Annotated in this window: 29 protein-coding genes and 1 pseudogene; 15 read left to right on the top strand and 15 right to left on the bottom strand. The window is 74.1% G+C overall.

Going from position 1 to position 26,010, the window contains the following annotated elements; all coding sequences use genetic code 11:
- The first annotated feature begins 247 nt into the window (after positions 1–247).
- The gene (locus AB0J46_RS47250; protein ID WP_364342508.1) at positions 248–1,156 is read left to right on the top strand and encodes an RNA polymerase sigma-70 factor; all 909 of its coding nucleotides are present in this window, start codon (positions 248–250) and stop codon (positions 1,154–1,156) included.
- A 12-nt stretch (positions 1,157–1,168) separates the two neighbouring features.
- Here AB0J46_RS47250 and AB0J46_RS47245 read toward each other — a convergent pair whose 3' ends face one another.
- Positions 1,169–1,912: a VOC family protein gene (locus tag AB0J46_RS47245; RefSeq protein ID WP_364342505.1), complete on the bottom strand. Its 744-nt coding sequence runs from the start codon at positions 1,910–1,912 to the stop codon at positions 1,169–1,171.
- Positions 1,913–1,958: 46 nt separating this feature from the next.
- Entirely contained in the window at positions 1,959–2,732 is a 774-nt protein-coding gene (locus tag AB0J46_RS47240; RefSeq protein ID WP_364342502.1) for an alpha/beta fold hydrolase, read from the bottom strand.
- A gap of 131 nt (positions 2,733–2,863) precedes the next feature.
- On the opposite strand from AB0J46_RS47240, the gene AB0J46_RS47235 reads away from it, so the two are divergent.
- From AB0J46_RS47235 to AB0J46_RS47225, 3 genes are all read left to right on the top strand, one after another.
- The gene (locus AB0J46_RS47235; protein WP_364342499.1) at positions 2,864–3,118 is read left to right on the top strand and encodes a hypothetical protein; all 255 of its coding nucleotides are present in this window, start codon (positions 2,864–2,866) and stop codon (positions 3,116–3,118) included.
- Between the two features lie 42 nt (positions 3,119–3,160).
- On the top strand, positions 3,161–3,589 hold the full coding sequence (locus tag AB0J46_RS47230; protein WP_364342496.1) for an NUDIX domain-containing protein: 429 nt from the start codon (positions 3,161–3,163) through the stop codon (positions 3,587–3,589).
- Positions 3,590–3,658: 69 nt separating this feature from the next.
- Positions 3,659–4,471 carry a hypothetical protein gene (locus tag AB0J46_RS47225; RefSeq protein WP_364342493.1) on the top strand — a complete coding sequence of 271 codons (813 nt, stop codon included), beginning with the start codon at positions 3,659–3,661 and terminating at the stop codon, positions 4,469–4,471.
- A 10-nt stretch (positions 4,472–4,481) separates the two neighbouring features.
- Here the strand turns inward: AB0J46_RS47225 and AB0J46_RS47220 are convergent, their stop codons facing one another.
- Positions 4,482–5,639, bottom strand: coding sequence for an MFS transporter (locus AB0J46_RS47220; protein WP_364342490.1), 1,158 nt, complete (start codon positions 5,637–5,639; stop codon positions 4,482–4,484).
- 128 nt (positions 5,640–5,767) lie between these two features.
- On the opposite strand from AB0J46_RS47220, the gene AB0J46_RS47215 reads away from it, so the two are divergent.
- Entirely contained in the window at positions 5,768–6,136 is a 369-nt protein-coding gene (locus tag AB0J46_RS47215; protein WP_364342487.1) for a helix-turn-helix domain-containing protein, read from the top strand.
- On the opposite strand, the gene AB0J46_RS47210 is transcribed toward AB0J46_RS47215, so the two are convergent.
- Entirely contained in the window at positions 6,133–7,230 is a 1,098-nt protein-coding gene (locus tag AB0J46_RS47210) for a serine hydrolase domain-containing protein (protein WP_364342484.1), read from the bottom strand. The two genes, AB0J46_RS47215 and AB0J46_RS47210, sit on opposite strands and share 4 nt — an antisense overlap.
- Before the next feature lie 169 nt (positions 7,231–7,399).
- Positions 7,400–7,855: a hypothetical protein gene (locus AB0J46_RS47205; RefSeq protein ID WP_364342481.1), complete on the bottom strand. Its 456-nt coding sequence runs from the start codon at positions 7,853–7,855 to the stop codon at positions 7,400–7,402.
- Positions 7,856–8,207: 352 nt separating this feature from the next.
- Here AB0J46_RS47205 and AB0J46_RS47200 point away from each other — a divergent pair, with 352 nt between their 5' ends.
- The 4 genes and pseudogenes from AB0J46_RS47200 (at position 8,208) to AB0J46_RS47185 (ending at position 12,209) form a co-directional block, all read left to right on the top strand.
- Positions 8,208–8,462, top strand: coding sequence for a hypothetical protein (locus AB0J46_RS47200; protein ID WP_364342478.1), 255 nt, complete (start codon positions 8,208–8,210; stop codon positions 8,460–8,462).
- 338 nt (positions 8,463–8,800) lie between these two features.
- Positions 8,801–10,906 (top strand): hypothetical protein, encoded by a 2,106-nt coding sequence (locus AB0J46_RS47195; RefSeq protein WP_364342476.1) that lies wholly within the window; start codon positions 8,801–8,803, stop codon positions 10,904–10,906.
- Positions 10,825–11,529 (top strand): annotated as a pseudogene (locus AB0J46_RS47190) (alpha/beta fold hydrolase); the annotation flags it as partial. The gene AB0J46_RS47195 and the pseudogene AB0J46_RS47190, both read left to right, overlap by 82 nt.
- A gap of 128 nt (positions 11,530–11,657) precedes the next feature.
- On the top strand, positions 11,658–12,209 hold the full coding sequence (locus tag AB0J46_RS47185; RefSeq protein ID WP_364342473.1) for an ATP-binding cassette domain-containing protein: 552 nt from the start codon (positions 11,658–11,660) through the stop codon (positions 12,207–12,209).
- Between the two features lie 12 nt (positions 12,210–12,221).
- Here the strand turns inward: AB0J46_RS47185 and AB0J46_RS47180 are convergent, their stop codons facing one another.
- Positions 12,222–15,521, bottom strand: a complete 3,300-nt coding sequence (locus tag AB0J46_RS47180) for a BTAD domain-containing putative transcriptional regulator (protein WP_364342470.1) — start codon at positions 15,519–15,521, stop codon at positions 12,222–12,224.
- 253 nt (positions 15,522–15,774) lie between these two features.
- On the opposite strand from AB0J46_RS47180, the gene AB0J46_RS47175 reads away from it, so the two are divergent.
- Together AB0J46_RS47175 and AB0J46_RS47170 are read left to right on the top strand one after the other, a co-directional pair.
- Entirely contained in the window at positions 15,775–16,977 is a 1,203-nt protein-coding gene (locus AB0J46_RS47175) for a histidine kinase (RefSeq protein ID WP_364342467.1), read from the top strand.
- A 21-nt stretch (positions 16,978–16,998) separates the two neighbouring features.
- Complete coding sequence (locus AB0J46_RS47170; protein ID WP_364342513.1) at positions 16,999–17,685, top strand: response regulator transcription factor; 687 nt, start codon at positions 16,999–17,001, stop codon at positions 17,683–17,685.
- 19 nt (positions 17,686–17,704) lie between these two features.
- Here AB0J46_RS47170 and tsaA read toward each other — a convergent pair whose 3' ends face one another.
- The gene (gene tsaA / locus AB0J46_RS47165; RefSeq protein WP_364342464.1) at positions 17,705–18,109 is read right to left on the bottom strand and encodes a tRNA (N6-threonylcarbamoyladenosine(37)-N6)-methyltransferase TrmO; all 405 of its coding nucleotides are present in this window, start codon (positions 18,107–18,109) and stop codon (positions 17,705–17,707) included.
- A gap of 34 nt (positions 18,110–18,143) precedes the next feature.
- Positions 18,144–18,452 (bottom strand): hypothetical protein, encoded by a 309-nt coding sequence (locus tag AB0J46_RS47160; protein WP_364342461.1) that lies wholly within the window; start codon positions 18,450–18,452, stop codon positions 18,144–18,146.
- Between AB0J46_RS47160 and AB0J46_RS47155 the strand changes: the two genes are divergently transcribed.
- Entirely contained in the window at positions 18,442–18,723 is a 282-nt protein-coding gene (locus AB0J46_RS47155) for a hypothetical protein (protein WP_364342458.1), read from the top strand. The two genes, AB0J46_RS47160 and AB0J46_RS47155, sit on opposite strands and share 11 nt — an antisense overlap.
- Positions 18,724–18,916: 193 nt before the next feature.
- The gene (locus AB0J46_RS47150; RefSeq protein ID WP_364342511.1) at positions 18,917–19,345 is read left to right on the top strand and encodes a VOC family protein; all 429 of its coding nucleotides are present in this window, start codon (positions 18,917–18,919) and stop codon (positions 19,343–19,345) included.
- A gap of 25 nt (positions 19,346–19,370) precedes the next feature.
- On the opposite strand, the gene AB0J46_RS47145 is transcribed toward AB0J46_RS47150, so the two are convergent.
- Together AB0J46_RS47145 and AB0J46_RS47140 are read right to left on the bottom strand one after the other, a co-directional pair.
- Complete coding sequence (locus tag AB0J46_RS47145) at positions 19,371–19,895, bottom strand: YceI family protein (protein WP_364342455.1); 525 nt, start codon at positions 19,893–19,895, stop codon at positions 19,371–19,373.
- Positions 19,892–20,350, bottom strand: coding sequence for a nuclear transport factor 2 family protein (locus tag AB0J46_RS47140; RefSeq protein WP_364342452.1), 459 nt, complete (start codon positions 20,348–20,350; stop codon positions 19,892–19,894). Before AB0J46_RS47140 ends, AB0J46_RS47145 begins: the two co-directional genes overlap by 4 nt.
- A gap of 101 nt (positions 20,351–20,451) precedes the next feature.
- Here AB0J46_RS47140 and AB0J46_RS47135 point away from each other — a divergent pair, with 101 nt between their 5' ends.
- On the top strand, positions 20,452–21,363 hold the full coding sequence (locus tag AB0J46_RS47135) for a LysR substrate-binding domain-containing protein (protein WP_364342450.1): 912 nt from the start codon (positions 20,452–20,454) through the stop codon (positions 21,361–21,363).
- Between the two features lie 36 nt (positions 21,364–21,399).
- On the opposite strand, the gene AB0J46_RS47130 is transcribed toward AB0J46_RS47135, so the two are convergent.
- The 3 genes from AB0J46_RS47130 to AB0J46_RS47120 form a co-directional block, all read right to left on the bottom strand.
- The gene (locus tag AB0J46_RS47130) at positions 21,400–21,900 is read right to left on the bottom strand and encodes a nucleoside deaminase (protein ID WP_364342447.1); all 501 of its coding nucleotides are present in this window, start codon (positions 21,898–21,900) and stop codon (positions 21,400–21,402) included.
- A 122-nt stretch (positions 21,901–22,022) separates the two neighbouring features.
- Complete coding sequence (gene cynS, locus AB0J46_RS47125) at positions 22,023–22,493, bottom strand: cyanase (RefSeq protein ID WP_364342444.1); 471 nt, start codon at positions 22,491–22,493, stop codon at positions 22,023–22,025.
- An 86-nt stretch (positions 22,494–22,579) separates the two neighbouring features.
- Complete coding sequence (locus AB0J46_RS47120) at positions 22,580–23,167, bottom strand: carbonic anhydrase (protein ID WP_364342441.1); 588 nt, start codon at positions 23,165–23,167, stop codon at positions 22,580–22,582.
- A gap of 123 nt (positions 23,168–23,290) precedes the next feature.
- Between AB0J46_RS47120 and cynR the strand changes: the two genes are divergently transcribed.
- Positions 23,291–24,199: a transcriptional regulator CynR gene (cynR, locus tag AB0J46_RS47115; protein WP_364342438.1), complete on the top strand. Its 909-nt coding sequence runs from the start codon at positions 23,291–23,293 to the stop codon at positions 24,197–24,199.
- 62 nt (positions 24,200–24,261) lie between these two features.
- Here the strand turns inward: cynR and AB0J46_RS47110 are convergent, their stop codons facing one another.
- Positions 24,262–25,653 carry a hypothetical protein gene (locus tag AB0J46_RS47110; RefSeq protein ID WP_364342436.1) on the bottom strand — a complete coding sequence of 464 codons (1,392 nt, stop codon included), beginning with the start codon at positions 25,651–25,653 and terminating at the stop codon, positions 24,262–24,264.
- Positions 25,650–25,997, bottom strand: a complete 348-nt coding sequence (locus AB0J46_RS47105; protein WP_364342433.1) for a hypothetical protein — start codon at positions 25,995–25,997, stop codon at positions 25,650–25,652. The genes AB0J46_RS47110 and AB0J46_RS47105 overlap by 4 nt, the downstream gene beginning before the upstream one ends.
- Between the last annotated feature and the right edge of the window lie 13 nt (positions 25,998–26,010).

Here is a 26,010-nt window from a genome sequence, read left to right as displayed (position 1 = left end):
GCCCCCGGGGGGGGTGGTGGTCGCCCCTCTAGTCCTCAATACCCCCCCCCCGCCCTCGCCCCCGTTCCCCCGGCCCGCGGCCCGCCCCCGCCCCCCCGGCCCCCACGACCACGAGACGCCGCCGCCCCGGCCCCCGTAACACCGGCGGCCCTGTGACGTAGGCCACCGGCCGGACGTGTTACGCGACGGCGCACGACGGCGTCTTGTGCGTGTGGCAGTGCGGAGAACGGACAGGCAGGAGCGGGACATGACCGATCACGACGAACACGCCGGGCCGCCCGGCTCCGCCACCCAGGCGTTCGTCGCCCACCGCAACCTGCTGTTCACCGTCGCCTACGAGATGCTCGGCTCGGCAGCCGACGCCGAGGACGTCCTGCAGGAGACCTGGCTGCGATGGGCGGACGTCGACCTCGCCGCCGTCCGGGAGGAGCGCGCCTACCTGGTGCGGATCGTCACCCGGCAGGCGCTCGACCGGCTGCGCGCGCTGGGCCGGCGCAAGGAGTCCTACGTCGGGCCATGGCTGCCCGAGCCGCTGCTGACCACCCCCGACGTGGCCGAGGACGTCGAGCTGGCCGAGAGCGTCTCCATGGCGATGCTGCTGGTCCTGGAGACGCTGCAACCGGCCGAGCGGGCGGTGTTCGTGCTGCGCGAGGTGTTCGAGCTGGACTACGACGAGATCGCCGAAGCCGTCGGCAGGAGCCCGTCAGCGGTCCGCCAGATCGCCTACCGGGCGCGGGCGCACGTCGCCGCCCGCCGGCCGCGCGGCAGCACCTCCCCGGCCGAGACCCGGGCCGCGCTCCTGGCCTTCCAGCGGGCGGTCGAGACCGGCGAGCTGCAGAGCCTGCTCGACGTCCTCGCGCCGGACATCGTCGCCCTGAGCGACGGCGGCGGCCTCCGGCACGCCCTGCTGCGGCCCGTCGTGGGCATCGACAACGTGGCTCGCCTGCTGGCCGCCGGCTGGTGGAAGCACGACGCGGACAGATCGGTCGAGCTGGTGCAGATCAACGGCGGCCCCGGGCTGCTCGTGCGGATCGACGGCGAGATCGACGGAGTGGTGGCGGTGCGCGTGGAGAACGGCTACGTCACCGGCGCCTACCACGTGCGCAATCCCGACAAGCTAGCGCGGATGGGACGGGAGACCACCGTAACCCGCTGAGCGCGTCCCGGGTCAGCGCGGGGCGCCCAGGACGCAGAACACGTTGCCCTCCGGATCGGCCATCACGACCCACGGCACGTCGCCCTGACCCACGTCGGCGGGCTTCGCGCCGAGCTCCGCCAGCCGGGCCACCTCCACCGCCTGATCGGCGCCGCGGTGCGGCAGCAGGTCGAGGTGCACCCGGTTCCACACGGTCTTCGGGCCGGGCGTCGTGCGCAGGAACTCCAGGTAGGGCCCGACACCCTCGGGCGCACGCAGCCGCGCGTGATCGTCGCCGGCCTCGTGCACGGTCCAGCCCGCCGCCTCGCCCCAGAACCGGGCCATGGCCCGCGGGTCGCAACAGTCGACCACCACCGCGGCGATCGGCCCGGCGTCCCGGTAGATCTCCCGGGGCTCCAGCACGCAGAACACGTTGCCCTCCGGATCGGCCATCACGACCCACGGCACGTCGCCCTGACCCACGTCGGCGGGCTTCGCGCCGAGCTCCTCCAGGCGGGCGACCAGCTCCGCCTGATGGGCCTCGGAGGTGGTGGCGAGATCGAGGTGCACGCGGTACCTCACCGTCTCGGGGTCGGGGACGGTGACGACGTCGACGCGGACGGCGCCGGGATCGGGCCAGGCGAAGCCCACAGGTTCGACGTTGGTCACGCCGGGGCCCTCGCTGGAGACACCCCAGCCGAGCGCGTCCGCCCAGAACCGGCCGAGCGCCGCGTCGTCCCGAGCCTTGAAGTTCACCTGAACCAGCCGCAATGCCATGCCGATCACCCTATGCCCGACGACCGCGCCGCCGTCTGCCCGCCTTTCAATCGGCGAGCAGGACGGCCAGGAGCCGTTCCGGCGCGCGCAACGGCAGGTAGTGGTCGGCCGCGGCCACGATCTCCAGGCGCGCGCCGGGAACGCCCGCGGCGAGCCGGCGGGCGATCACGCCGATCTCCGGATGGTCGTGGTCGCCGACCACCACGGTCGTGGGCACCGCGACCCGGTGGAGGAGCTCCACGGCCCCCACCTCCGCGAACCGGACATGGCCCTTCTCGGCGGCCACCCGCAGCCCGGCGTTCCCGGTGACCATGTCACGGATCGCCGCGTATCCCGGCGCCCGGTCGCCCAGCGAGGCCCAGATCGTGAGCTCCATCCCGGCCAGGCGGCCGGGGTCGTCCCCGCGGTCGGCCGCCGCGTAGGCGTCCAGCTCCGGAGAGCGCGGCCAGTCGTGGCCACCGGCCGACGCCGCGACCAGGGTCAAGGAGCGCACCCGTTCCGGGTGCTCCAAGGTGAAGTCGAGCGCGACCTCGCCGCCCATGCTCAGCCCCACCAGCGCGGCACGCTCCAGGCCGAAGTGGTCGAGGACCGCGAGCAGGTCGTCCTCGTAGCGGAACGGCGCCGTCGGCGGCGTCGAACGGCCCAGGCCCCGTGCGTCGTACCGGATCACGGTGCGGTGGCGCGCGAGTTCGGGGAAGACGCCGTCCCAGAGGCGGCTGTCGTGCACGGAGCCGTGCAGCAGGACCATGGGAGGTCCGTCGCCGGCCCGCTCGGCCCACAGCCGGCCGTCACCGGAGACGGGAAGGTACTCGATCGTCATGGGAGCGATTCGACCACACTCCCCCTTACAGGAGGACGACGTCCCGGCCGCGGAAATCATCCCCAAGGGGGACGGGGAATCAAGGATCGCTTTGACGACCGCGAAAGGGGACGGCTTCTACCGTTCCACCCATGGTTATCAACACGAACACACTCCGCCGCGCCGCGGCCGGCGTCGGACTTGTCCTGGCCACCCTCGCCTTCCCCGCCGCCGCCCAGGCGGCCACGGCGCAGACCTCCACCACCCCCGTCCTGGTCGGCGTCTACCCCACGTCGGACGCCTGCGCGCGGGCCGCCGCCCCGTACACCGCCGCGGGGAAGACCACTTCCTGCCGCCTGAACAGCATCTACGCCAAGCCCCCCTACTGGCTGCTGTACGTCTCGTAGACCACCCGGATCTCCCGGCTCGGCCTCTGCGATCATGAACGGATGCCCGAGCCGAGAATCCGCGTCGCCGCCTACGTCATCCGTCACCGGACCACCCCGGAACTCCTCGTCTTCGACCACGCCGACGTGCCCGAAGCCGGCACACAAGTGCCGGCGGGCGGAGTCCTGCCGGACGAGAGCCTGGAACAGGCCGTCCTGCGGGAGGTCGCGGAGGAGACCGGCCTGACCGAGGTCACCGTCGTCGGGCCCATCGCGGTCGACCACAGACCTCGCGAGGACAACGGCCGGCCCCGGCACACGACGTTCTTCCACCTCACCGCCGCCCCCGGCAGCGCCGACGCCTGGCACCACCGGGTCCACGGCGACGGCACGGACGCCGGCATGGTGTTCGCGTGCCGCTTCGTCCCGTTACCGCTGGCAGACAAGCTGGCCGACGCCCAGGACGCCTGGCTCGGGCGCATCGAGGGATGAGGATGGACACCGGCCGGGGCATCTGACACGATCGCCGTCCGGCTCCGACCCCGCGGTGAGGGGGAACCCGTGCTCCGACCCGTCGCCGTCGTGACGGCGCTCGCGCTCGGCCTGGCCATCGTGCTCACCTCCGCCTACCGGACGGCTCCCCGGTGGGAGATGTGGACGGCCCTCGCCCTCGCGCTGACCGCCGCCTCGGGCGCCGTCCTCGCCTACGGCGTCCAGCGCTGGAGAGAGCTGACGGCCCTGCGTCCCGCCAGCGTCCGCGAGGTGCTCCGGCCGCTCGGCGCCCTGCTGCTGGTGGCCCTGCTCCTGGTCTCGCTCGCCCTGGCCCTGTCCCCCGATCCGCTCGCCGGCTGGCGGGGCTGGGCACTGTCGGCGATCGCCTGCCTGGGCGCCCTTCCGGCCGCGGCGACGATGTCGGCCATCCGCCGGTCGGCCGGGACACTGGAGGGCGGCCCGGGCACGCGGGTGGCCACCCTGATCAGCTTCCGGCGGCTGCTGCGGCGGCTGCTGGGCGCCGTCGGCCTGCTGGTCGCGCTGGCGACGCTCGCTCTCGGCGCCTCCCCCGCACCGTCGCCCCAGGGGGCCGTCCTGATCTTCGGCGGCAACGGGTCGCTGCTGGTGGCCCTGGCCTACGTGCCGGCCCGCGCCGCGCTGCGGGAGGCCGCCACCCGTCTCTGCGACGGCCTGCTCCCCCTCGGAGACGCGGACGACGCCGCGACGGTGGTCGCCCGGGCCGAGGAACGCGCGAAACTGGAGCAGATCCTGGAGGTCGACCCCAACCTCATGACCGACCTGCAGACGGGCCTGGTGATCCTCGGGCCGCTCCTGTCCAGCGCCGCCGCCGCGTTCCTCCCCGGAGCCACCGGGTCGAGCTGACCACCCGCACTCAGAAGGGCCGGGGCGCGGCAGGCGTACGGCGGCGGGCGGTCGTCAGGTGGCAGACCAGCGCCACGGCCGTGACGCCGGCGGCCGGCAGCCCCAACGCGGCGGGCACGACGGCGAACCACTCCTGGGCCAGCCCGCCCAGCCCCCCGCCGAGAGCCATCCCGATGTAGAGGGCCGAGGAGTTGAGGCCGAGCAGGACCGGCGCCGCGGCCGGGCCGAGCGCGATGAGCCGATGCTGCTGGGGCACGACGACGACGCCCAGGGCCACGCCCCAGACCGCGGCCCACGCCAGGGTCGACACGAACGTGCCGGTCGCCACCGGCGTGAGGGCCAGGGCGACGACGGCGACGACGAGGGGCCCGGTCAGCACGTGCGCGGGGTCGTACCGGTCGACCAGCCGTCCGGCGACGAGGTTCCCGGCCAGGACCCCGACCCCCCAGGCCAGCAGGACGGCGGCGAACAGCGGTTCGGAGCCGCCCGTCGCCTCCCGCAGGGCCGGCCCGATGTAGGTGTAGAGGGTGTAGGCGCCGAGGAAGACCAGCGTGGTGACGGCCAGCAGCGCCACGACCCGGCCCTCCTTCAGCGGACGCAGCCGCTCCCCCAGCGAGGCGGCGGGCAGCCGCATCTCGGGCAGCCCGGCGGCGATCCCCAGGGCCGCGACCAGGCCGACCCCGGCGACCGCCCACAGCGTGACGTGCCAGTCGGCCCGGCCGATCAGCGTGCCGAGCGGAAGGCCCAACGCCGTCGCCGCCGTCAGCCCGCCCAGCACGAACGCCAGAGCCCTGCCCCGGCGTTCCGCGGGCGCGATCGCCCCCGCGGTGCTGGACGCAGCGGAGTTGATCATCCCGGCGCCCACCGCGGTGACGACGCGGGCGATCATCACCACCTCGTAACCGGTGCCCAGGGCGGTGACGGCGTTGCCGGCCACGAAGACGCCCAACGCGATCAGCAGCGCCGTCCGCCTGTCCAGCCCACCGGTGAGCGCGCCCATGATCGGCGCCGACAGGGCCATCACCAGGGCGAACACCGTCACCAACTGCCCGGCGGCGGGGGTGGAGACCCGCAGGTCGGCGGCGATGGCCGGGAGCAGGCCCGCGATCACGTAGCTGTCGGTGCCCACGGCGAAGGTCGCCAGGGCCAGAGGGAGAAGTCGTCGCAACACCGGACGGTGCCACCTTCCATAGGGACCTCGGACGTATCGAGGTGAACCCTAGGGAATGCATGGATACTTGTCCATATATCCATCCATTGGTACCGTGACAGGCGTGCGAAACACAGGGGGCGACCATGCGTGAGGTGTCACAACCGGCCATCGAGGCCATCCGGCTGGTGGAGGTGCTGCGCGCCCTGGCCGACCCCGTGCGCCTCGACCTCGTCCAGCGGCTCGACCGGATGGGCGAGGACCACTGCAACGCCATCGGCGCCGACATCGACGTGCACCAGACCACGCTGTCGCACCACTACCGGGTGCTGCGCGAGGCCGGCGTGACATGGACGACGGTGCAGGGCCGCGCCCGGCTGGTCCGGCTGCGCCGGGAGGACCTCGACACCCTCTTCCCCGGCCTGCTCGACTCCGTGCTCGCCGCACGACGCCGCACCCCCGACACCACGAAGTCGCCGACGCCGCATTCGGCCATCCCGACCGAGGCCCCTTAAGGGCACAGCGCAGAGGTCAGCAAGGTCATGGCCGCCTGATGAGGGTCGCCGGAGAACGGCGTGATCGACAACGTGACCTGTCGCGAACCGTCGGCTGAGCTGAACGCCACCGTGAGGTAGCCCGGAGCACCGCCGCCATGGCCGAACGCCGTGCCGCAGGGAAGAGGCGCCAGCTCAAGCCCCAGCCCGTACCCCTCGGTCGTGCCGGGATCCTTCATCTCCTTCAGCAGATCAGGGCGGAGCAGCTTGCCCTGGAACAGGGCGCGGTAGAACCGGTTGACGTCCCCGGTGGTGGAGATGATCTCCCCCGCCGCCCCGGCCATCGTGGGATTGAACCGTGTGACGTCAACAGGGACGACCGTGCCACCCCTGGTGACCGGCACATATGCATGGGCGTGCGGGCCGTGCACCTCCGGCGAGGCTCCCGGCACGCGGGTGTGCCGCAGCCCGAGCGGCCGCAGGATCCGCTCCCTGATCTCCGTCACGTACGGCCTGCCGGTGACCCTCTCGATCAGCAGGCCGAGCACGATGTAGTTGGTGTTGGAGTACCTGTACGCGGACCCGGGCGGGAAGTCGCGCGGGAGCTTCTCCGCTCTCTCCACCAGTTCGCGTGCCGACCAGGTGCGGTAACGCTCCTTGGGGATGCCCGCCTCGTCCATCATGCCCGTCGAGTACTCGGGCAGGCCGCTGGTGTGCTGGAGGAGGTGCCTGATCGTGATGTCGGCGCCCCCGTCCACGAGCCCCGGCAGCCACCGCTCCACACTGTCGGACAGGTGCAGCCTTCCCTCCCCCACCAGTTGAAGCACCACGCTCGCCGTGAACGACTTGGTCACGCTCCCGGCCCGGAAGCGCCCGTCCACCGGGGCCGGCCGGGCACTGTTCATCGTCGCCTTGCCACTGGCGGCTCGCCAGGTCCTGTCCCCGTCGCGAACCTCCGCGATCGCGGCCACCGCACCGCCTGCGACGACCTTGTCCAGCATCGCCTGCAAACTCGGGCCCGCCTCCGCCGACGCCGTGGCGGTCATGGCGGGCGTCGCCGTCAACGACACGGTCAAGCACGCCACGACGGCCGCGCTGGTACGTCTTCCCCTCACGTCACTCCTCCGATACGGCGGAGTCCGGCTCTCGGCCTCCGCCGTATCAAGATCCGGCACGAGAGGGCGGCACGGCGTCGGAGTAATCCCCTACGGAAACCCTGATTCCCCACCGACGACCTCCGCCCTGAGAAGGACGCCTGGTTGGCCTTCTGGCCGACCAGCAGGGCTACGAGGCGAGCAGGTCGAAATGGAAGCCGACGAAGAACAGCCCCAACGACACCCACTTCAACGTCATCGGAAGCTCCGGATCCTGCAACGTCCGGCCGGCCCTGACCGCGAGCAGGCCCGCGGCCCCACCGAGCATCGACCCGAGCAGCAGCCCCAGGAACCAGGGCACGTCGAGCGGCGCGACGACAGCCGCGACGCCCGCCCCCGTCGCAAGACCGGCGATGAACGGCCCCCCGCTGGGCCTTCTCGCCATGAACCGGGACAACCACGCGCCATAGCGGCTCAGCCTCTCCGGCCCCACCAGGTCGACGACGACCGCCGCACCGGACACGAACGAGAGGATCTTGCCGAAGCGGCCCCACCAGATCATCGGCAGACCGAGCAGATCGCTGCCCAGCGTGGACCTGCCGTGCAGCCACAACCCCCACGCGTCGAAGTAGCTGATGTCCGCCACGAACGGAGCATAGAAGCGGGCTTCGGCGACGCCTAGGTTTGTCGGTGCTTGGTTTTGCTGGACGGGATTCGCGTGAGCGAATCCTCGAGACCGCCTTTACATTGTAGATTCGGTAAGGGCCGCCCATCGTCTCGATGATCGACTCGGTGATGGACCTGCCGTCCTCCGGCGCCGCGCACCCGTGGCGCCGCTACCTCGCGCTCATCCTCGACGGCCTGCGCACCAGACGAGGCACGCCCTGAAGGCAGCGTTAAGGAGGCCGCCGCAGCCTTAAGGACGGCCCACAAGTGTTTCCCAAGTCTCCTGGCACATCTTGACGGCAGAACGCCGTTCCCTGAGGAGAAGAGGAAACATGAGCATTCGACGTCTGACCGCGGCCGCCCTCGTCGCGGGTGGGCTCGCTTTCGGCGCCGTGACCGGCTCGGCCATGCCTGCGTCCGCCGTGTCCGCGTCGGCCGTGTCGGGGTCGTGGCACCTCGCCGGGTACTACCAGTACCGCGACCAGTGCGTGCGGGCCGGTTTCAGCGCCGTCACCAGCGGGGGGATCGTCCAGGATTTCCGGTGCGAGGTGTCCGGCTCGCGCTTCGCGCTCAGCCTCTTCTACTGATCAACCTGACGGCGGCGGCCTGCTCGGCCGCCGCCGCGCGGCCGTTGGCGGGAACGTCCCGAATCCGATCAGGCATGAGGTTGTGGCGTGAGCATGAGCACGACAGGCACGGACGAGCGGGCGAGCGCGGATCTCCATGTGCTGGAGGACCTCGTGCGGGCCGCCCTGCGACGGTCCGCCGGGGACGGGTGGGAAGTCCGCCACCGCCCTCCGTGGACGTACGTGGCTCCCCGGGAGGCCGGGACGCGGGACCAGGGATGGAAGCTGCACGTGTCGGCGACGCCGCTGTCGGCCCCCGTCGTGCTGGCGCGGGCGGCCGAGGTGCTGGTGCGGCATCGGTGCCCGTTCAAGTTCGCGGCCACGTTCGCCGACCTGACCGGCCTGCTGTCCAGGAACGTCCACCGGGGATCGGCCGGCAAGTTCATCACGTCTATCCCCCGGACGACGAGGCGGCGACGGCCATCGCCGAGGACCTGCACCGGGCCACGTACGGCCTGCCGGGCCCGCCCGTCCTGTCCGACCGGGCCTACCGGCCCGGCAGCCTGGTCCACTACCGCTACGGCGTGTTCTCCGCCCGCAGCGTGCTCGACAACGACGGCGTCTACAGCTCGCCGCTGACCGACCCCGACGGCGCCTGCCTGGTGGACCGGCGCAACGCCTGGTACTCGCCGCCGGAATGGGCCGCCTGCCCGTTCGAGTCCGGCCGGGCCCCGGTGCGGACCGCCGCGCCGGAGGCCGTCGAGCTGGACGGCCGGTTCGTGGTGCGGCAGGCGATCCGCCACGGCGCCAAGGGCGGGGTGTTCCTGGCGGAGGACCGGCTCTCCGGCGCCCAGGTCGTGATCAAGCAGGCCCGCCCGCACATCAGCGCCACCCTGCAGGGCCAGGACGAACGCGACCGGCTCCGCCACGAGGCCGACATGCTGGACCTGTTCGGGCCGCTCGGCGTCACGAGCCGCAAGGTCGCCCTGTTCACGCAGGGGGACAACGTGTTCCTCGCGCAGGAACACCTCGACGGCGCCGTGCTGACCGCCTGGGCGGAGCAGGCGAGGGCCGCCGACCCGGACGGCTGGCCGCACGTGGCGCTGACCGCGGTGCGCGCGCTGACCGGCCTGGTCGCCGCCGTGCACGAGCGGGGCTTCGTGCTGCGGGACCTGACGCCGAACAACGTCATCGCCGGCCCGGACGGCTCCTGCCGGCTGGTCGACCTGGAGATGGCCGCCGTCCCCGGCACGCCCGTCACCAAGGCCTTCACCGCCGGGTACGCGCCGCCCGAGCAGGTGCGCGGGCCGATGTACGGGCCGGCCGCCGGGCCCGAGGCGGACCTGTACGCCCTGGGCGCGACGGTCCTGCACCTGGCCACGGCGTGCCGGCCGCTGCTCGGCTCCGACGACCCGTCCGCGGGCCGCTCGTGGGACACCCGGGTGCGCGGGCTGGTCGAGGTCGCGACCGAGGGCGACGCCGTGGCCTCGGCGCTGCGGCCGATGCTCCTCGGCCTGATGCGCGAGAACCCGGCCCGACGCTGGGACCTGCGGCGCATCGGCACCTTCCTCGACGACCTGGAGCCACTGCCGGCCTCCGCCCCGAACCCCCAGCCCCGGCCCGCGACGGCCACGGGGGGCGCCCGCCGTCTGTCCGTCGCCGGTCAGGAGCGTCTGCTCCGCGACGGGGTCGCGCACACGCTCCGGCGGATGGACCGCGATCCCGGCGCGCGGCGCCTGTGGCCGGTCTCCGGGTTCGGTGAGACCGCCGACCCCTGCGCCGTGCAGTACGGCTCGGCCGGGGTGCTCGCCCTGCTCGCGTCGGTCCTGAACACCTCCGACCTGGACACCTCCGACCTGGACACCGCGGATCTGGACACCCCGGTCCTGGGCACCGGGGAGGTCGGGCGGGGCGACGTCGTCGCCGCGTTGCGTCACGCCGCGGCCTGGACGCTCCGGCGGCTGGGCAGTGAGGCCAGGCCCTCGCCCGGGCTCCACTTCGGCCGGGCCGGCATCGCCTGGGGGCTGTACGAGGCCGGCCGCGCCCTCGGCGACGACGCGCTGCGCACGGCGGGCACCGACCTCGCACTGACCCTGCCGACGTCGTGGCAGCGCCGCGAGCACCGCGGTCCCGACGGACGACGGCGCCGTCCTGCTGAGCCGCGCCGGAAGCGGGGGGACGCACCGGCTGCTCCTCGTCGTCCCGGACCGGGACGGCACGGGCTGGTCGGCGCACGACCTGGCCGCCGTCACGGGTGGCGGGCTCAGGCTGGTGGCGGGCCGGGGCGCGGGAACCGCCGCGCTGGCCTTCCGCACGACTCCGGCGGGCGGCACGGCCGTGTGGCGGCTGTCCGGCCGGGCCGAGCCGCCCGAGCTCGTGGCCGGTGTGCCGGGGCCGCTGGCCGGGGGCGTCTGGCTCGACACGTCCGGCAGCCTGCTGGCCCTGCCTGCCCCCGCACGTGGTGACGGTCCCCGGGCCGGACGGCGGCGGGACCGGCCGGGCGGACGCCGCCGCGCGCCGCTTCGACGGACCGGCCGGACCCGTCGAAGCCGTCGTCTACGGCGACCCCGTCGCCGCCGGGCGGGTGGTGCTGGCCCTGCACGGAGGCCCCGAGTCGGCCTGGCGGCTCGGCCACGACCCGCTGTTCCAGCGGCTGGCCGACGAAGGCGTCGCCGTGGTCGCGCCCAACCAGCGCGGCAGCACCGGGTACGGGGCCGCCCACCGCGACGCGATCCGCGGCGCCTGGGGCGGACCGGATCTGGCCGACGTCCTGCACCTCGGCCGCGCCCTGACGGCCGCCCGCGGACCCGGCGCCACCCCGCCCGTGTTGTACGGCGTGAGCTACGGCGCCCACCTCGCCCTGCTCGCCTCCGCCGCGGAACCGGGCCTGTGGTCCGGCGCCGCCGTCGTCGCGCCGTTCCTGTCCGGGCGGGAGCTCCACGCCGACGGGCCGCCGCTGGTCCGCAACATGCTCGACCGGCTCGGCGGCTGCGCGGAGATCAACGACGACCTCGGGCAGCGCGACCTGATCCGGCTGGCCGACCGGCTGCGCGGCCCGCTGCTGGTCGTCCACGGCGAGCGGGACGCGACCATCCCCGTCGGCTGCGGGACCGGCTGGCGCGAAGGCGGGCATCTCGCGGTGGTCGGGCCCAGCGGCGTCGGCAAGTCCACGCTGGCCCTGCTGATGACCGGGCTGCTCCGGCCCCCGGCGGCCGGGTGCGGCTCGGCGGGCGGCCCCTGGACTCGATCCCCGGCGCGTCGGTGCGCAGCCGGATCGCGCTGGTGCCGCAGGAGGCGTACGTCTTCGCCGGGACGGTCCGGGAGAACCTGGCCTACCTGTGGCCGCTCGGCGAGAGCCCGGACGACGAGCGCCTGCGCGCCTCCGTGGCCGCGGTCGGCGCCGGACCGCTCGTCGAGCGGCTGGGCGGCCTCGACGGGGAGATCGACGAGCCGTCCGCGCTGTCGGCCGGGGAGCGGCAGCTCGTCGCCCTGGCCCGCGTGCACGCCTCCCCCGCCGGCGTCCTCATCCTGGACGAGGCGGGCTGCCACCTCGATCCGGCCGCCGAGCTGCGCGCGGAGTCGGCGCTGGCGGCCCGGCCCGGCACCCTGGTCGTGATCGCGCACCGCATCAGCTCGGCCGCCAGGGCACGCCAGGTCCTCCTGATGGACGGGACCACCGTGCTCACCGGCACCCACCGGGAACTGATCGGCCGGTCCCCCCTGTACGCCGACCTGGTCGGCCGCTGGCACGACGACGGGACACGGTAGACCGGTGGCCCGTCAGGCCCCGGCGGCGTCGGTGCCGGCGTCCAGCGCGGTCTCCAGCACGGCCAGGAAGTGGTCGACCGGCCCGATGCAGGCCACCGCCGACCCTCCGGAGATCCGCCCGGCGTAGGGCAGCAGCTTCTCGTACGTCGTCCAGCAGGCCGCCACGTCGCCCGCGGCGGCCTGGGCCGCGCCCTGCAGGCAGGTCATGGTCAGCCACGACCAGTCCATCGGCGGAGCGGGCCACCCCTGCCCGGCCAGGGCCACGGCCTGGCTCCGGCGTCCCTGGGCGCACAGCTCCAGCACCCGGGCGTCGTGCTCCACGGTGGGGTGGATGCCGCTGATCAGGTCGATGAGCGGGCCCGCCTCGGCCATCGCGCCGCGCTGGTAGTGCAGCATGAGGCGGCCGTTCACCGCCACGGCGCCCGCGTACCACATGCCGATCCGCTTGGCCTGCCGTTCGGCCTCGCCGTACAGCGCGTCGGCCTCGGCGAACCGGCCGGCCAGGGTGAGCCGGTTGGCCCGCCACATGGTGTGCTGGAACCGCGGCCACGGCAGTTGCAGGTCGTCGAGCAGCGCCTCGCAGCGGGCGGCCGCCAGGTCGGCCCCAGCCAGGTCGTGCATCTCCAGCCGGTAGTGGGTGTCCATCATGTGGGCGAGCAGCTCGAAGCCCGGCGTCCGGGTCCGCGCGGCCAGGCCGTGCAGCTCGTCGGCGATCTCCATGAGCTCGTCGATGTGGGTCGCCTGCGGCACGGACAGCGCGCGCGCGTTCAGCGCCCGCATGAGCAGGTGCGGGTCCGCGATCCGGCGGGCCATCGCGACGGCCTCGGCCGACAGCGACAGGCATCGCAGGTCGTCGTCGCTGCCGTTGTACAGTTCCTGCGCCAGGCCGCCGAGCAGCAGCGTCCGCTCGACGCCGTCGGTCTCGGGCAGCGCGCTCAGCGTGGCCTCGAACTGCTCGACCAGCCGCAGTTCCACCGGTTCGTACGGGTTGCGCAGCGTCCAGATGGCCGGCGCGTCCAGTGCGGTGAGCGCGCGTGTGGTCAGGGCGGGGCCGGCTTCGGCGCGCTGGGCCACGCGCAGGGCCTGGGCCCGCAGGTCGCGCGCGCCCATCGCGTCTCCGGCGTCCAGCAGGGCGCGCACCTGGTGCAGCAGGAGTTCCACGTGCTGGGCGGGGTCGCCGTCGCAGGCGCCGTGCGCGGCGACGGCCCGTCCCCACCAGGCGGCGGCCTCCTCGTGCGCCATGCGCCGGCTCGCCTGCCCGGCCGCCGCGCGGGCCCAGTGCGCCGTCTCCCGGTACGCCAGCGGCCCGGCCTCCACGGCGTGGTGGGCGATGACGGTCACGTCGGTGCTCGGCCTGGCCGACAGGGCCCGCATCACCTCCCGGTGGATCACGCCCCTGCGCAGCGGCGGGACGCCGGCGATCAGCGTCTCCCTGACCAGGTCGTGGACGAACGTCATGACCCCGTCGCCGCTGGTGACCAGCCCGGCCTGGGCGGCCCAGTCGAGCAGCTCGTAGGTCTGCTCCGGCCACGACGCGCAGGCCCGGAACACCTCGACGACCAGGCCGGGATCGAAGCTGCGGCCGATCAGGGCGGCCAGCTGGAGTATCTCCGTCGCCCGCGGCCCGAGCATGGCCAGCCGCCGGCGGATCAGGTCGGACACCGCGTCGGGCACGACCTCCAGGCCCTGGCCCTGCGCCATCAGCCGGACGCTCTCGCGGACGAAGAACGGGTTGCCGCCGGTACGCCGGGTCAGCAGCTGGGCCGTCGAGCCGTCCACCGGGACGCCCAGCTCCCGGGCGAGCGTCCCGACGTCGGCGGCGTCGAGGCCGCTCAGCCGGATGCGCACGAGGTCGTAGCGGGCGAGCTGGTAGAGGACCTCGTCCACCGAGAGCTTGAAGGAAGCGGCGGGGGTGGCCGTCCGGTCGTCGTGGGCCGCGTCGCGGAAGGCGGTGACGAGCAGCAGCGGGCGCTCGCCCGGGTACGCCTCGGACAGCACGGCGACGTCCCTGAGCAGTTCGAGCGTGGCGGAGTCCGCCCAGTGCAGGTCGTCCAGGACGATCACCAGGGGGCGGGCGCGCGCGGCCTCGACGAGCCACCGGGCGACGGCCCGGTTGCGGTGCGGCGAGGCGGGCGCGCCGGTGGGCCAGTCGTCGTCCAGCAGCCCGCTCAGCGCCTGGCGCTCGGCGGGCGGCACGGTCCCGGCCAGCGCGCGCAGCACCTGGAGCCACGGCCACAGCGGCGGCACGCCCTCCCCTCCGCGGCAGCGGCCCCACAGCACCAGATGTCCCAGGTCCACGCAGTCGTCGCGGAACGCCTGCAGCAGGCGGGTCTTGCCGATGCCGGGCTCGCCGCTGACCGCGGCGACCACGACGCCGTTGTGGTGCGCCGCGCCGGGCAGCGCCGTCAGCTCCGCCAGCCCGCGCTCGCGGCCGATCAGCCGTCCCCGCGCCGCACGGCGGGCCTGATCGGCCTGCGCGGCGGCCTCCTCACCGCCGCCCGCCACGGCGGCCGGAGCGGCCTCGGCACGGACGAGGGACAGCCGCACGGGCCCCGGCTCGGGCGGCGGGGTGATCGACCGCGCCTGCCGGAGGATGTCCTTCTCCAGTTCCCGCAGCTCGGGCCCGGGATCGAGGCCGAGCTGGTCGGCGATGACCTGCCGCGCCCTGCGTAACGTGGCCAGCGCGTCGGCCTGCCGCCCGGACCGGTAGAGAGCCAGCGCGCGCAACCACCACAGCCGCTCGCGCAGCGGGTGCTCCGCCGTCTCGGACTCCAGCTCGTGGATCACCGGCTGCGGGCGGCCGGCGTCCAGCAGCGCCTGGGCCCGGGACTCGATCGCGTTCATGCGCAGCTCGCCCAGGCGGTTCACCTCCGCGGCGGCCCACAGCTCGTCGGCGAACTCGCCGTAGGGGACGCCGCGCCAGAGCCCGAGGGCCTCCTCCAGCAGCGGCAGCGCCTCCGCGGGCGGCCGCAGCTCGGCGTCGGTGACCAGCTTGCCGAAGCGCAGCGCGTCGACGTCCGTGGTGGCCAGGAGATAGCCGGGCCGGCGGGCCACCAGCAGCCGGGGCGGCGTGCGCGGCGCGCGTGATGGCTCCAGCACCCGGCGCAGGTTCGACACGTAGACGTGGACGGAGCCCACCGCGGTCGCCGGCGGCCTGCCCTGGTACAGGTCCTCGATCAGCGTGTCGGTGGAGACGACCGTCCCGGCGGCGGCCACCAGCCGGGCGAGCAGGGCGCGCTGCCGCGGCCCCCCGGGGCTGACCGGGCCGCGGGCGCCGAGGATCTCGAACGGCCCGAGCACCCGGAACCGCACGCCCGCCGCACCGGTCCCGCCGTCGGAGCCCCGCTGTCCGAGCCCTCCGCACCGTTCCCCATCGGCTGTCTCCTCGTGACGAGAGGTTCGCGACATCGCTCCATCGTGGCCGCTGCCCGGCCCGGTCTCGTCACTCGTGAGGGTGATGCGGAAATCAGTCCCGGGCGGGACGCGGGGGCCTGCAACTTCCGCGGCAGTCGATGTCCACCCTCGGGTTGATGCGCCGGAGGCGGTGCCGGGGTTAGCGTGACGGGTGCCCTTCACCGCCCCGTCCATCGTCCGGCGGGTGTTCGCGGTCCACCCGCTGCTGCTCGACGGCGCCGTGGCCCTGACGCTCGTCGTCGGCACCTGGCTGTGGGAGATGTTCGAGCCGGGCCGGGGCCGGCCGGGCGACGCCCTGTCGGTGACCTTGACCGTGCTGGTCAACGCGCCGCTGGCGCTGCGCAGGGTGACGCCGGTGGCGGTGCTGCTGGTGTCGGTGGGCGCCTCGCTGGTCTACCACGTGCTGGGCTACCACCTCGGGCTCAACAGCATCGGACCGCTGGTGGCGCTCTACTCCGTCGCCGCCCACCGGTCGTGGGCGTGGTGCGCGGCCGGTGCGGTGCTGATCGTCTTCGAGTGGACCTACGCCTCGGCGCAGCAGCCCGGCGTCGCGCTGTGGTCGGCCGCCGCGCAGTCCTGCATCGTGGCGGCCTGCGGGGTGGGCGCGGGCACCAGCGTGCGGCTGCTGTCGGAGCGCACCGGGCAGCTCGCCGACCTCGCCGCGCAGCTGCGCGCGGAGCAGGGCGCCGCCGCCCGGCGGGCGGTCACCCGCGAACGGGTGCGCATCGCCCGCGAGTTGCACGACGTCGTCGCCCACCACATGTCGGTCATCTCCGTACAGGCCGGGCTGGGGCGCTACGTGGCGCTGAGCGACCCGGCCACCGCCCACGCCACGCTGGGCGTCATCGCCGACACCAGCCACGAGGCGCTGACCGAGATGCGCCGGCTGCTGTCGATCCTGCGCATCGAGGCCCACGACGACGACGAGGGCCTCTACGCCACCGCGCCGGGCCTGCTGGCCCTCGATCCGCTGGTCGAGCGCATGCGCGGGGCGGGCGTCGCCACCGAGCTCGTCGTCGAGGGCCGAGCCCGGCCGCTGCCGTCCGGCCTCGACCTGTGCGCCTACCGCATCGTCCAGGAGTCGCTGACGAACGTGCTCAAGCACGCCGACCCCGGCCGGGTCGAGATCCACATCGGCTACGGTCCGGCCACGCTGACGTTACGCGTCAGCAACGACGGCGCCGCCGTCCAGGCGGAGGACGGGCCGTCCGGCGGTCACGGGTTGATCGGCATGACTGAACGTGTCAGGCTCTACCAGGGGTCGATCACCGCCGGGCCGCTGCCCGGAGGCGGGTTCGAGGTCCTGGCGACCTTCCCGCTCCCCGTGCCCGGTGCCGACGATCGGCCGCCGTGACGACCGTGAAGCAGGTGCGAGATCAAAGTCCTCGTCGTCGACGACCAGGTGCTCATCCGTGCGGGTCTGGCCGCGCTCCTGCGCGCCGCGGGCCTGGAGGTCGTGGGCGAGGCCGCCGACGGTGAGGAGGCCGTGCGCCTGGCCGCCACGCTGCGGCCCGACGTGATCCTCATGGACATCAGGATGCCCGGCATCAACGGCCTGACCGCGACCGAGCGCATCCTGGCCGCCGCCCACGACCCGCCGCCCAAGGTGCTCATCCTGACCACGTTCGACCTCGACGAGTACGTCTACAACGCGCTGCGCCTGGGCGCCGGCGGGTTCCTGCTCAAGGACACCCCGCCCGAACGCCTGATCGCCGCCATCCACACGGTCGCGGCGGGCGACATCCTGCTGGCCCCGGCCGCGACCAGGCGGCTGATCGAGGCGTTCACCGAGCCGCCCGTCCCGCTCCCCTCCCCCTCCCTCGACCGGCTCACCGGCCGCGAGACGGAGGTGCTGCGGCTGGTCGGGCACGCGCTGTCGAACAAGGAGATCGCCGAGCGGCTGTCGGTGAGCGAGGGCACGGTCAAGACGCATCTCAACCGGCTGATGGCCAAGCTGGGGCTGAGCAGCCGGGCGCAGGTGGTGGTGGTGTCGTACGACGCCGGCCTGGTCCGCCCCGGCCACCCCCTGTCCCGCCGGACGACCGCCGACGACCAGGGCTAGCGCAGGACGGCGGCCGTGGTCAGCGGTCGGGCGTGAGCAGGGGCTTGACGTCGAGGATCGGGGTCGCGTCGAGCGCCTCCAGGTTGCGGACGTGCACCCGCCGGCCCTCGACGGCCAGGATGTGCACGGTGTGCAGGCCGATCGGGTTGGGCCGGTCGGGTGCGCGGGTGGCGAAGACGCCGGTGAGCGGCCGGGCGGCGTCGCCGCGCGGGTGGACGGCGAGGGTGTCGCGGTCGGCCCGGTCGAGCCAGGTGAGCAGCAGGACGTCGGTGCCCGGGGTCAGGCCGTCGAGAGCGGGGGCGTACCGGTCGTCGAAGACCAGCCAGGCGTCGGGGGCTCCCTCGTCGGGTTGCCGGGGCGCCGCCGTGCGATCGGTCAGTGTCGACTCGACGCGCCCGACCGGGCGCAGCGTGTGTTCGGTCACGAGTCCTGGATCTTTCCCCGTGCGGGGACGCCGGTCAAGACCGCCGATCACCCGAAGCCCGCCGGAGGGGCCGGCGGCGGCCTTCGCCGAGCTGATGTCCCGGCTCGGCTACGACCGGTACGGCGCGCAGGGCGGCGGCGGAGGCGCCGACCTCGCCCTGGAGCTGGCCCGCCAGGCGCCCGAGCGGGTGGTCGGCGTGCACGTCAACGCCTGGGTCGCCTTCCCCTCGCCGGACGAGGGCGAGTTCACCGCCGACGAGCAGCGCCGCCTGGACCGACTCCCGCGCCGAGCTGCCCGAGGACGCCTTCTCCCGCGACCGGGTGCTGACCGGCGTGAGCCTCATGTGGTTCACCGCGACCGCGGGGTCGGTCGCCAACCTCTGCTACGAGCTCGGCCACGACCCGGGCGCCTACGCCCCCAAGGCGCGGGTGACCGTCCCCACGGCCGTGCTGCCGGCCAAGGACGACGTGACGATCCGCCGCTTCGCCGAGCGGGACGCCGACGTCCGGCGCCGGACCGAGCTCGACCGCGGCGGCGCGTGCCTGGCGCTGGAGGTGCCGGACCTGCTGGTGCCGGACGTGCGGGCGTTCTTCGGCCCACTGGCGAGCGCCTGACCGGCGGGCCTGGACGATTCATGGCCCGCCTGATGACATCCGCATCTGGTGGGCGGCCCGCCCGCGGGGCAAGGTGGGACCGGCATTGCGCCGGCGGCGTGTCGAGAACGCGGCGCCGGCTCCGTCCTGGGAACATCGGCGGCCGGCGAGCGGCCGCGTTTGACGAAGGAGGCCCGGCGTGGCGATCCAGCGGATGGACAACGTGCTCATCGTCGTCGAAGACCTTGACGCGGTGATCGCGTTCTTCCTCGAACTCGGCATGGAGCTGGAGGGGAGGGGACCGATCGAGGGGCGCTGGGCGGAGCGGGTCATCGGGCTCGACGACGTCCGGCAGGAGGTCGCGATGTTGCGGATCCCGGGCGCCGCCGGCGGGATCGAGCTGGCCATGTTCCACACGCCGAAGCCGATCCGTCCCGAGCCGGCGGACCCGCCGGCGAACACGCTGGGCATCCGCCGGGTCATGTTCGCCGTCGACGACGTCGAGGACGTCATCGCCCGCCTGCGCCGGCACGGCGCCGAGCTCGTCGGCACGCTGGAGCGGTTCGAGGACAGCTACCTGCTGTGCTACGTCCGCGGCCCCGAGGGCATCGTCGTCGGCCTGGCCCAGCAGCTCGGCGGATGATCGGGCGGCCGGTGCGTCCGTGCCGCTAGGGCCGCCGGACCGCGGCGAGGTCGAGCTCCAGCGCCACCTTCCTGGCGACGAGCCCGGCGGCGGCGTTCCACTTCACGCCCCAGTCGGTGCGGTCGATCGTGACGCCGTCCTTGAGCCGCAGCCGCAGGCCGTCCCCGTCGCCGGTCAGCTCCAGCTCCAGGGTGATCGGGTGGCTCACGCCGCGGATGCTCAGGTCGCCGGTGACCCGGAAGGCCGTCTCGCCGGTCGGCTCCACCCGGTTCGAGGTGAAGGTGATCACCGGGTGGTCGGCGTCCTTGAGGTACTTGCCCCGCAGGTACCGGTCGCGCTGCGGGTTGCGGGTCTGGACGCTGCCCGCCTGGACGGTGAGCTCGATGCGCGACCTGGACGGGTCGTCGCCGTCCAGGTGGCCGGTTCCCGCGAACCGGTCGAACCGCCCGCGTACGGCGGGGCCGACGGTGTGCCGGGCGACGAAGCCGATCCGGGTGCGGGCCTGGTCGAGGACGTAGTCGCCGGTCAGGGCGCGAAGGCTGGTCGTCATGCCGGGCGCTCCTGGTCGCCGGCGGGGGCCGAGCCCGGCAGCGGGCTGGCGTCGAGGTACCTGACCTCGTAGACGCGTTCGGCGAACTTCCAGCCGTCGCCGGTGCGCTCGTAGCGGTCGTGGTAGAGGGCGTGGTTCGCGTGGGAGCCGCCGTCGCGCATCCGCCCGAACTCGTGGATGTAGGCCCGGCCGGTCGCGGTGTCGCCGTCGATCCGGATGACGCCCGGATGGACGTTCTGCACGAAGAACTCCCAGAGGCCCTGCCCCCACTCGATCCCGGCGCGAATCGCCTCCCGGCCGGCGAACTCCTTGCCGATGTGCGGCCATCGCATGACGCCGCCGGGCGTGAACAGGGATTCGACGCGGTCGTAGTCGCGGGTCATCACCGCGTCGGTGAGCTCGCCGCGCAGCGCCTCGATCTCGACGCGGTCGGCTACGGCTTGCATGTCGGTCATGTGGATCTCCTCCTCGCTCAGGTGGTGCGTCCAGCATCGAGGCAGGTCGGAGGGCGAACAAGGTAGGGTTCGTGGGGCGATCCATAACATGGGGGTTATCCGTGGAGCTGAGGGACATCGAGATCTTCCTGACGCTCGCCGAGGAACTGCACTTCGGCCGTACCGCCGGACGGCTGCGCGTCTCGCAGGCGCGCGTCAGCCAGGCCATCAGCAGGCAGGAACGGCGCCTCGGGGTGGCGCTGTTCGACCGCACCAGCCGGCGCGTGGCCCTGACGCCGGTCGGCCGCCGCCTGCGCGAGGATCTGCGGCAGGCATACGACCTGCTCCAGGAGGGGCTGGCCCGGGCCGAGGCCGCGGGCGTGGGCGCGGGACGCACGCTGCGCCTGGGCGTGTTCGGCCACGCCGGCTACGAGCTGCGCCCGCTCGTCGACGCCTTCCGCGCCCGCCATCCCGGCGCCGAGGTCCGGTTCAGCGAGGTCACCGGCGGCGACCCGTTCGCCGCCCTGCGCGCCGGGGACGCCGACGCGCACGTGTTGTGGTTGCCGGTGGCCGAACCCGATCTCACCGTCGGCCCCACCGTGCTCGTCACCGGCCGGGTGCTGGCGGTGTCGGCCGGGCATCCGCTCGCCGGGCGGGGCGGCGCGTCGCTGGAGGACCTGGCCGACGAGCACGTCGTCGACCTGGGCCCGGCCGCTCCGGAGTACTGGGTGGCGTCCATGGTCCCGACCCGCACGCCGCTGGGCCGCCGCATCCCGCGCGGGCCCGTCGCGCGGACGTTCCACGAGATCCTCGCGCTGGTCGCCGCCGGGCAGTGCGTCCATCCGCTGGGCGAGATCGCCGCCCGCTACAACCGGCCGCCCGGCGTCGTCTTCGTGCCGCTCCACGACGCCCCGGCTCTCCGGTTCGCCCTGGTCTGGTCGTCCACCGCCGACGGCCCCGCCGTCCGCGCGCTGGCCAGGACCGCCGCCGACCTCGGCCCGCTCTCGCTCGGCGGGAGCGGCGAGCCGGGCTGAGGCCCCGCTGGCCGGGCTGAGGTCCGCTCCGGCGCCCTACGCGGTGGTGGGTGCGCCCGCGACGCGGCGTTCGCCGCCGTTGCGCTCCTGCCAGAACCGGTACACCTCGACGGCGTCCGCGCGCGGCTCGTGGCGCATCGGCAGCCGGCGCCGCTGCCAGGGCTTGGCGAACTCGTCGTAGAAGGTGCCCAGCTCGAAGTACTTGCGGTCGTCCACGTAGTGGGGCTCGTAGGCGTCGCGGGTGGTGAGGAAGACGACCTCGGCCGGGGAGCAGTAGTACAGCGCGCCCAGGCACATCGGGCAGGGGTGGGCCAGCACGTAGATGGTGGCGTCGGTCAGGTGCTCGGTGCCGAGCCTGGTGCAGGCCTCGCGGATGGCGAGGATCTCCGCGTGGGCGGTCGGGTCGCCGGTCTGGGCGACCTTGTTGGCGCTCTCGGCCAGGAGCTCGCCGTCCCTGACGATGACGGTCGCGAACGGGCGGCCGCCCTCGGCGACGTTCTGGCGGGCGAGGTCGATGGTGCGCTGGACGAAGTCCATGAAGTCCTCCGGAAGTGGCCGGGCGGGCCGCCGTCGGGGCGGCTCCGCGAGGGACGGGAACCGGGCCCGGGATCGGGCCCGGGCTCGGGCTCGGTCAGAAGGGCTCGGTCAGAAGGGCTTGGTCAGAAGGGCTTGGTCGGCAGGTACTTGCCGTCCAGGGTGATGACGGCGCGCTCGCCGCCCTCGGGGTCGGCGACCTTCTTCACGTCGAGCCGGAAGTTGATCGCGGAGATGATGCCGTCGCCGAACTGCTCGTGGATCAGGGCTTTGAGGGTCGTCCCGTAGACCTGGAGCATCTCGTAGAAGCGGTACATGGTCGGGTCGGTCGGGATCCGGTCCGGCATCGAGCCGCGGATCGGGATGGTCTGCAGCAGCGTCGCCGCGTCCTCGCCGAGGTCCAGCAGCTCGGCCACGGCCCGGGCGGAGCTCTCCGGCAGCGGGTGCTGGCCGAGGACGGCGGCGGTGGTGAAGGCCACCGACAGGCCGGCGGCGTCGGCGATCTGCTGCCAGGACAGGTCCTTCCGGATCTTGGCCTCGACGGCGGTGGCGGCCAGGGCCTGGCGGGCGGTGGGGTCGAACTGTGCGTGCACCATTTGTCGGTACGTCCTTCTCTTCGGGTGATGTCGGGATGGGTGCGGGCTCCCCGCAGGCGGTCGCGCGCGGGAACCCCGGAGCCGGGTCAGGCCGTGAGCGCGGCGCCGGCGGCGGTCAGCTCCTCGACGCGGCCGGTCGGGATGTCGTAGACCCAGCCGTGCAGGGTGACCTTCCCCGCCGCCAGCGCGCGGGCGACCGACGGGTGGGTGGCCAGGTTGGCCAGCTGGGCGAGCACGTTCTGCCGCACCAGGGCCGGCACGTCACCGTGGGCGGCGGTGCGGGCCCGGGCGGCGTCCGCGTGCCGCAGCCAGGCGGCGACGGTCGGGGCGCCGCTGAGGTCGTGCCCCTCGGCGAAGGCGGTCATCGCGCCGCACGCCGAGTGGCCGCAGACGACGACGTCCCGCACGCCCAGTGCGGTGACCGCGTACTCGATGCTCGCGGCCACCCCGTCGGCTTCGGGACGGTAGGCGGGCACCAGGTTGCCGGCGGTGCGGATGACGAACAGGTCACCCGGCTCGGTGCCGGTGATCAGCTCGGGGACGACGCGGGCGTCGGAGCAGCCGATGAACAGCGTGTGCGGTGTGTGATGGGTGGCCAGACGGGCGAAGAGCTCCGCCTTGGCCGGGAAGACGTCCCGCTGGAAACGGGCGACGCCCTCGGCGAGGTCCTGCATGGTCACTCCCTTCGGCGGTGGCCGGCCCTTGTGGGCTGCTGACATCCAGCATGCATGACCTGGTCCTATAGTGTCCAAGAGGCGTTCCGCCTGAGAGCCATTGCTCTCATCTATAGTTTGTCCATGGCCGCTCTCGAACTGCGTCACGTGCGCTACCTGCTCGCCGTGGCCGAACACGGCAACTTCACCCGCGCCGCCGAGGAGCTGCACATCTCGCAGCCCACGCTCTCCCAGCAGATCAGGCAGCTGGAGCGGACCCTGGGCGTGCAACTGCTGGACCGCACCGGCCGCGCGGTACGGCTCACCGACGCCGGGGCCGTCTACACCGACCACGCCCGGCGCGCGCTTCGCGACCTGGCCGCCGCCGAACGCGCCGTGCATGACGTCCAGGACCTCTCCCGCGGCCACCTGCGGCTGGGCGTCACCCCCACCTTCACGGCCTACCTGGTCGGCCCGCTCACCGCCGAGCTGCACGTGCGTCACCCGGCCGTCGACCTCACCCTGACCGAGATGCCCCAGGACCGCATGGAAGCGGCCCTGCTCGCCGACGACCTCGACCTCGGCATCGCCTTCGCCGGCCCCCACCTGCCCGGTGTCACTCCCACCGCGCTGTTCACCGAGACCCTCAGCCTCGTCACCGGCACCCCGCACGCCCGGACGCTGGCCGTCCCCCTACCGGTGCGCGCGCTCAAGGGCGAACGGCTCGCCCTGCTCAGCGGCGACTTCGCCACCCGGGGCCACATCGACGCCTACTTCGCCCGCCACCGGGCCGCCCCCCGCATCGCGGTCGAGGCCAACTCCATCCAGGCACTCACCGAGATCGTGCACCGCACCCCGCTGGCCACCGTCCTGCCCGACGCCATCGCCCACGGCCACCCGCACCTCACGCCCGTCCCTCTCGACCCGCCGCTGCCCAGCCGCACCGTCACCCTGCTGCACCGCGAGGGCGGCTACCGCAGCGCCGCCGCCCGCGCCTTCACCGAACTCACCGGGGACTTCGTCCGCTCCCGCGGCTACACCCCGCCCGCCTGAAGCCCGGCACGCGGCTACACCCCGCCCGCCTGAAACCCCGGCGTGCGGCGTGCGGGCGTCGGTCAGAAGCCCGACATGTGCCCGGCCGCCGACTCGGAGCCGCCGTCGCCGCCCTGCGCCGCCGGTTCGCCGGTCGCCGGGACGCCCCCGTCCGGCTGGACGGCGGCGGCCTGCACCGGGTCGTCGTGCTGCTGAGTCGCTCCGGCCTGCTGCGCCGCGTCCGGACCGCCGTGGGAATGGGCGGTGTCACCGGACGCCGCGGCCGCGGTCTCGGGCTGGGAGCCGGGCAGCGGGTGCCAGCCGCCGTCGGGCGACTGGTAGGCGGCCGAGACCAGCTCCGTCGTCCCGGTCTGGCCGCCGTCGCCGGCGGTCCCGTCGTGCACGGGGAGCGGATGCCAGGCGCCGTCGTGCCCCAGGAACCAGGCCGCGTTCAGTTCGACCCCCGGCGTGCCGCCACCGGCGTCGGGCGAGATCGGCCCGGTGGGCGGCGCGGCGGGCGGGACGGGGTGCCACGAACCGGCGGCGTCCTGCGTCCAGTCCAGGTTGACGACGCTCTGGGCGCCCGCGATCGTGTGGCCGTCCGGGCCGATGGGATGCCAGGCGCCCTCCGGGCCGCGCCAGCCCGACCCCGCGGTGCCGGGCGGGTCGCTCGCCGACACGTGATGCCAGGCGCCGGCGGCGTCCCGGTAGCCGCCCTCGGTGTGCGTGATCGCGCCGGGGACCGGGGTGGAGGAGATCGCGTGCCAGGCGCTGCCCGGTTCGTACCACCATCCGCCCTGGAACTCGACGATCCCGTGCGGCGTCAGCGGAGCCGCGGGTTGATGACGGTGTTCCGTGACGGGCCCGGCCAGGTCGGGCAGCGCATGCAGCGGCGGCGCGACGTCGGAGGGCAGGGTGAACGCGGCCTCCTCGGCGCTCCCGTGGACCGCCCGGAAGAGGAGGTCGCCGAGGTCGTGGGCGACGTCGTGGCCGGTGGCCGCCTCGATGCCCTTGATCGCCGTGGTGCCCAGGCCGTAGCCCGCCAGCGCGGCGCCGACCAGCGCGCCGGCCGGGGTGGTGACGTCCAGCAGCCCCAGCGTGGCGGAGTAGGCCCCGGCGAGCCCGGTCGCGGCGGTCGCGGCTCCGTCGAGCACCTGCTCGCCGTTGTCGTTGCCCAGCCCCGTGCCGAGCTTCACGCCGCCGTTCCAGGTGTCGCGCGCGCCGGCGAACAGGCCGTAGCCGCTGATCGCCTGGTTCAGCGGCGGGAAGGCGAACGGGCCGGAGGAGCCCAGGCCGTGTGCGCTGCCGCCGAGCCTGTCGAAGTCGGTGTTCATCAGGAAGCTGGGCACCGTGAAGACGTTGACCACGTGCTGGAGGGCGTCGTCGGCCCTGCGGGCCGCGTCGTCGACGCCGCGCAGCACGTCCGCGGCCTGGTGCAGGGCGTCCCGCAGGGCCTGCGGCAGGAGGTCCGTCATGACCGGGTGAACAGGCCGGCCCGGGCGACGGTGTCGCCCGGCTCGGGCTGCGGCGTCCCGGCCGCCAGCGCGAGGTCCAGCTCGGCGGCCAGGATGGCCGCCGCGTGCGCGTACGGCCGGGGCCCGACCGCCGCGGGATCGGCCTCCCGCCTGGCCGCCAGCTCGATCCAGGTCGCGAACGCCTCGGCCAGCGGCTGCTCGGCGGGCTCCGGCCGCAGTTCGCCGGCCTGCTCCACGAGCGCGGCGATCAGCTTCCTGCGCAGGCCCGAACCCGGCGGCCGGGGCGGGACCGCCTGGACGACCTGCATCACGGAGATCGCGGCACGCACCACGTCGACGATCATCTCGGCCTCCCGG

Source organism: Nonomuraea sp. NPDC049758 (assembly GCF_040674635.1).
GTDB lineage: Bacteria > Actinomycetota > Actinomycetes > Streptosporangiales > Streptosporangiaceae > Nonomuraea.
Note: the sequence above shows the minus strand (reverse complement) of the source record. Positions and strands in the feature narration are given on the sequence as shown.

Coding starts and splice junctions, on each gene's coding strand:
- AB0J46_RS47250 (WP_364342508.1), top strand. CDS start 248: ATGACCGATCACGACGAACACGCCGGGCCGCCCGGCTCCGCCACCCAG.
- AB0J46_RS47245 (WP_364342505.1), bottom strand. CDS start 1,912: ATGGCATTGCGGCTGGTTCAGGTGAACTTCAAGGCTCGGGACGACGCG.
- AB0J46_RS47240 (WP_364342502.1), bottom strand. CDS start 2,732: ATGACGATCGAGTACCTTCCCGTCTCCGGTGACGGCCGGCTGTGGGCC.
- AB0J46_RS47235 (WP_364342499.1), top strand. CDS start 2,864: ATGGTTATCAACACGAACACACTCCGCCGCGCCGCGGCCGGCGTCGGA.
- AB0J46_RS47230 (WP_364342496.1), top strand. CDS start 3,161: ATGCCCGAGCCGAGAATCCGCGTCGCCGCCTACGTCATCCGTCACCGG.
- AB0J46_RS47215 (WP_364342487.1), top strand. CDS start 5,768: ATGCGTGAGGTGTCACAACCGGCCATCGAGGCCATCCGGCTGGTGGAG.
- AB0J46_RS47200 (WP_364342478.1), top strand. CDS start 8,208: ATGAGCATTCGACGTCTGACCGCGGCCGCCCTCGTCGCGGGTGGGCTC.
- AB0J46_RS47160 (WP_364342461.1), bottom strand. CDS start 18,452: ATGAGGCTCACGCCGGTCAGCACCCGGTCGCGGGAGAAGGCGTCCTCG.
- AB0J46_RS47150 (WP_364342511.1), top strand. CDS start 18,917: ATGGACAACGTGCTCATCGTCGTCGAAGACCTTGACGCGGTGATCGCG.
- AB0J46_RS47145 (WP_364342455.1), bottom strand. CDS start 19,895: ATGACGACCAGCCTTCGCGCCCTGACCGGCGACTACGTCCTCGACCAG.
- AB0J46_RS47140 (WP_364342452.1), bottom strand. CDS start 20,350: ATGACCGACATGCAAGCCGTAGCCGACCGCGTCGAGATCGAGGCGCTG.
- AB0J46_RS47130 (WP_364342447.1), bottom strand. CDS start 21,900: ATGGACTTCGTCCAGCGCACCATCGACCTCGCCCGCCAGAACGTCGCC.
- cynS (WP_364342444.1), bottom strand. CDS start 22,493: ATGGTGCACGCACAGTTCGACCCCACCGCCCGCCAGGCCCTGGCCGCC.
- AB0J46_RS47120 (WP_364342441.1), bottom strand. CDS start 23,167: ATGCAGGACCTCGCCGAGGGCGTCGCCCGTTTCCAGCGGGACGTCTTC.
- cynR (WP_364342438.1), top strand. CDS start 23,291: ATGGCCGCTCTCGAACTGCGTCACGTGCGCTACCTGCTCGCCGTGGCC.
- AB0J46_RS47110 (WP_364342436.1), bottom strand. CDS start 25,653: ATGACGGACCTCCTGCCGCAGGCCCTGCGGGACGCCCTGCACCAGGCC.
- AB0J46_RS47105 (WP_364342433.1), bottom strand. CDS start 25,997: ATGATCGTCGACGTGGTGCGTGCCGCGATCTCCGTGATGCAGGTCGTC.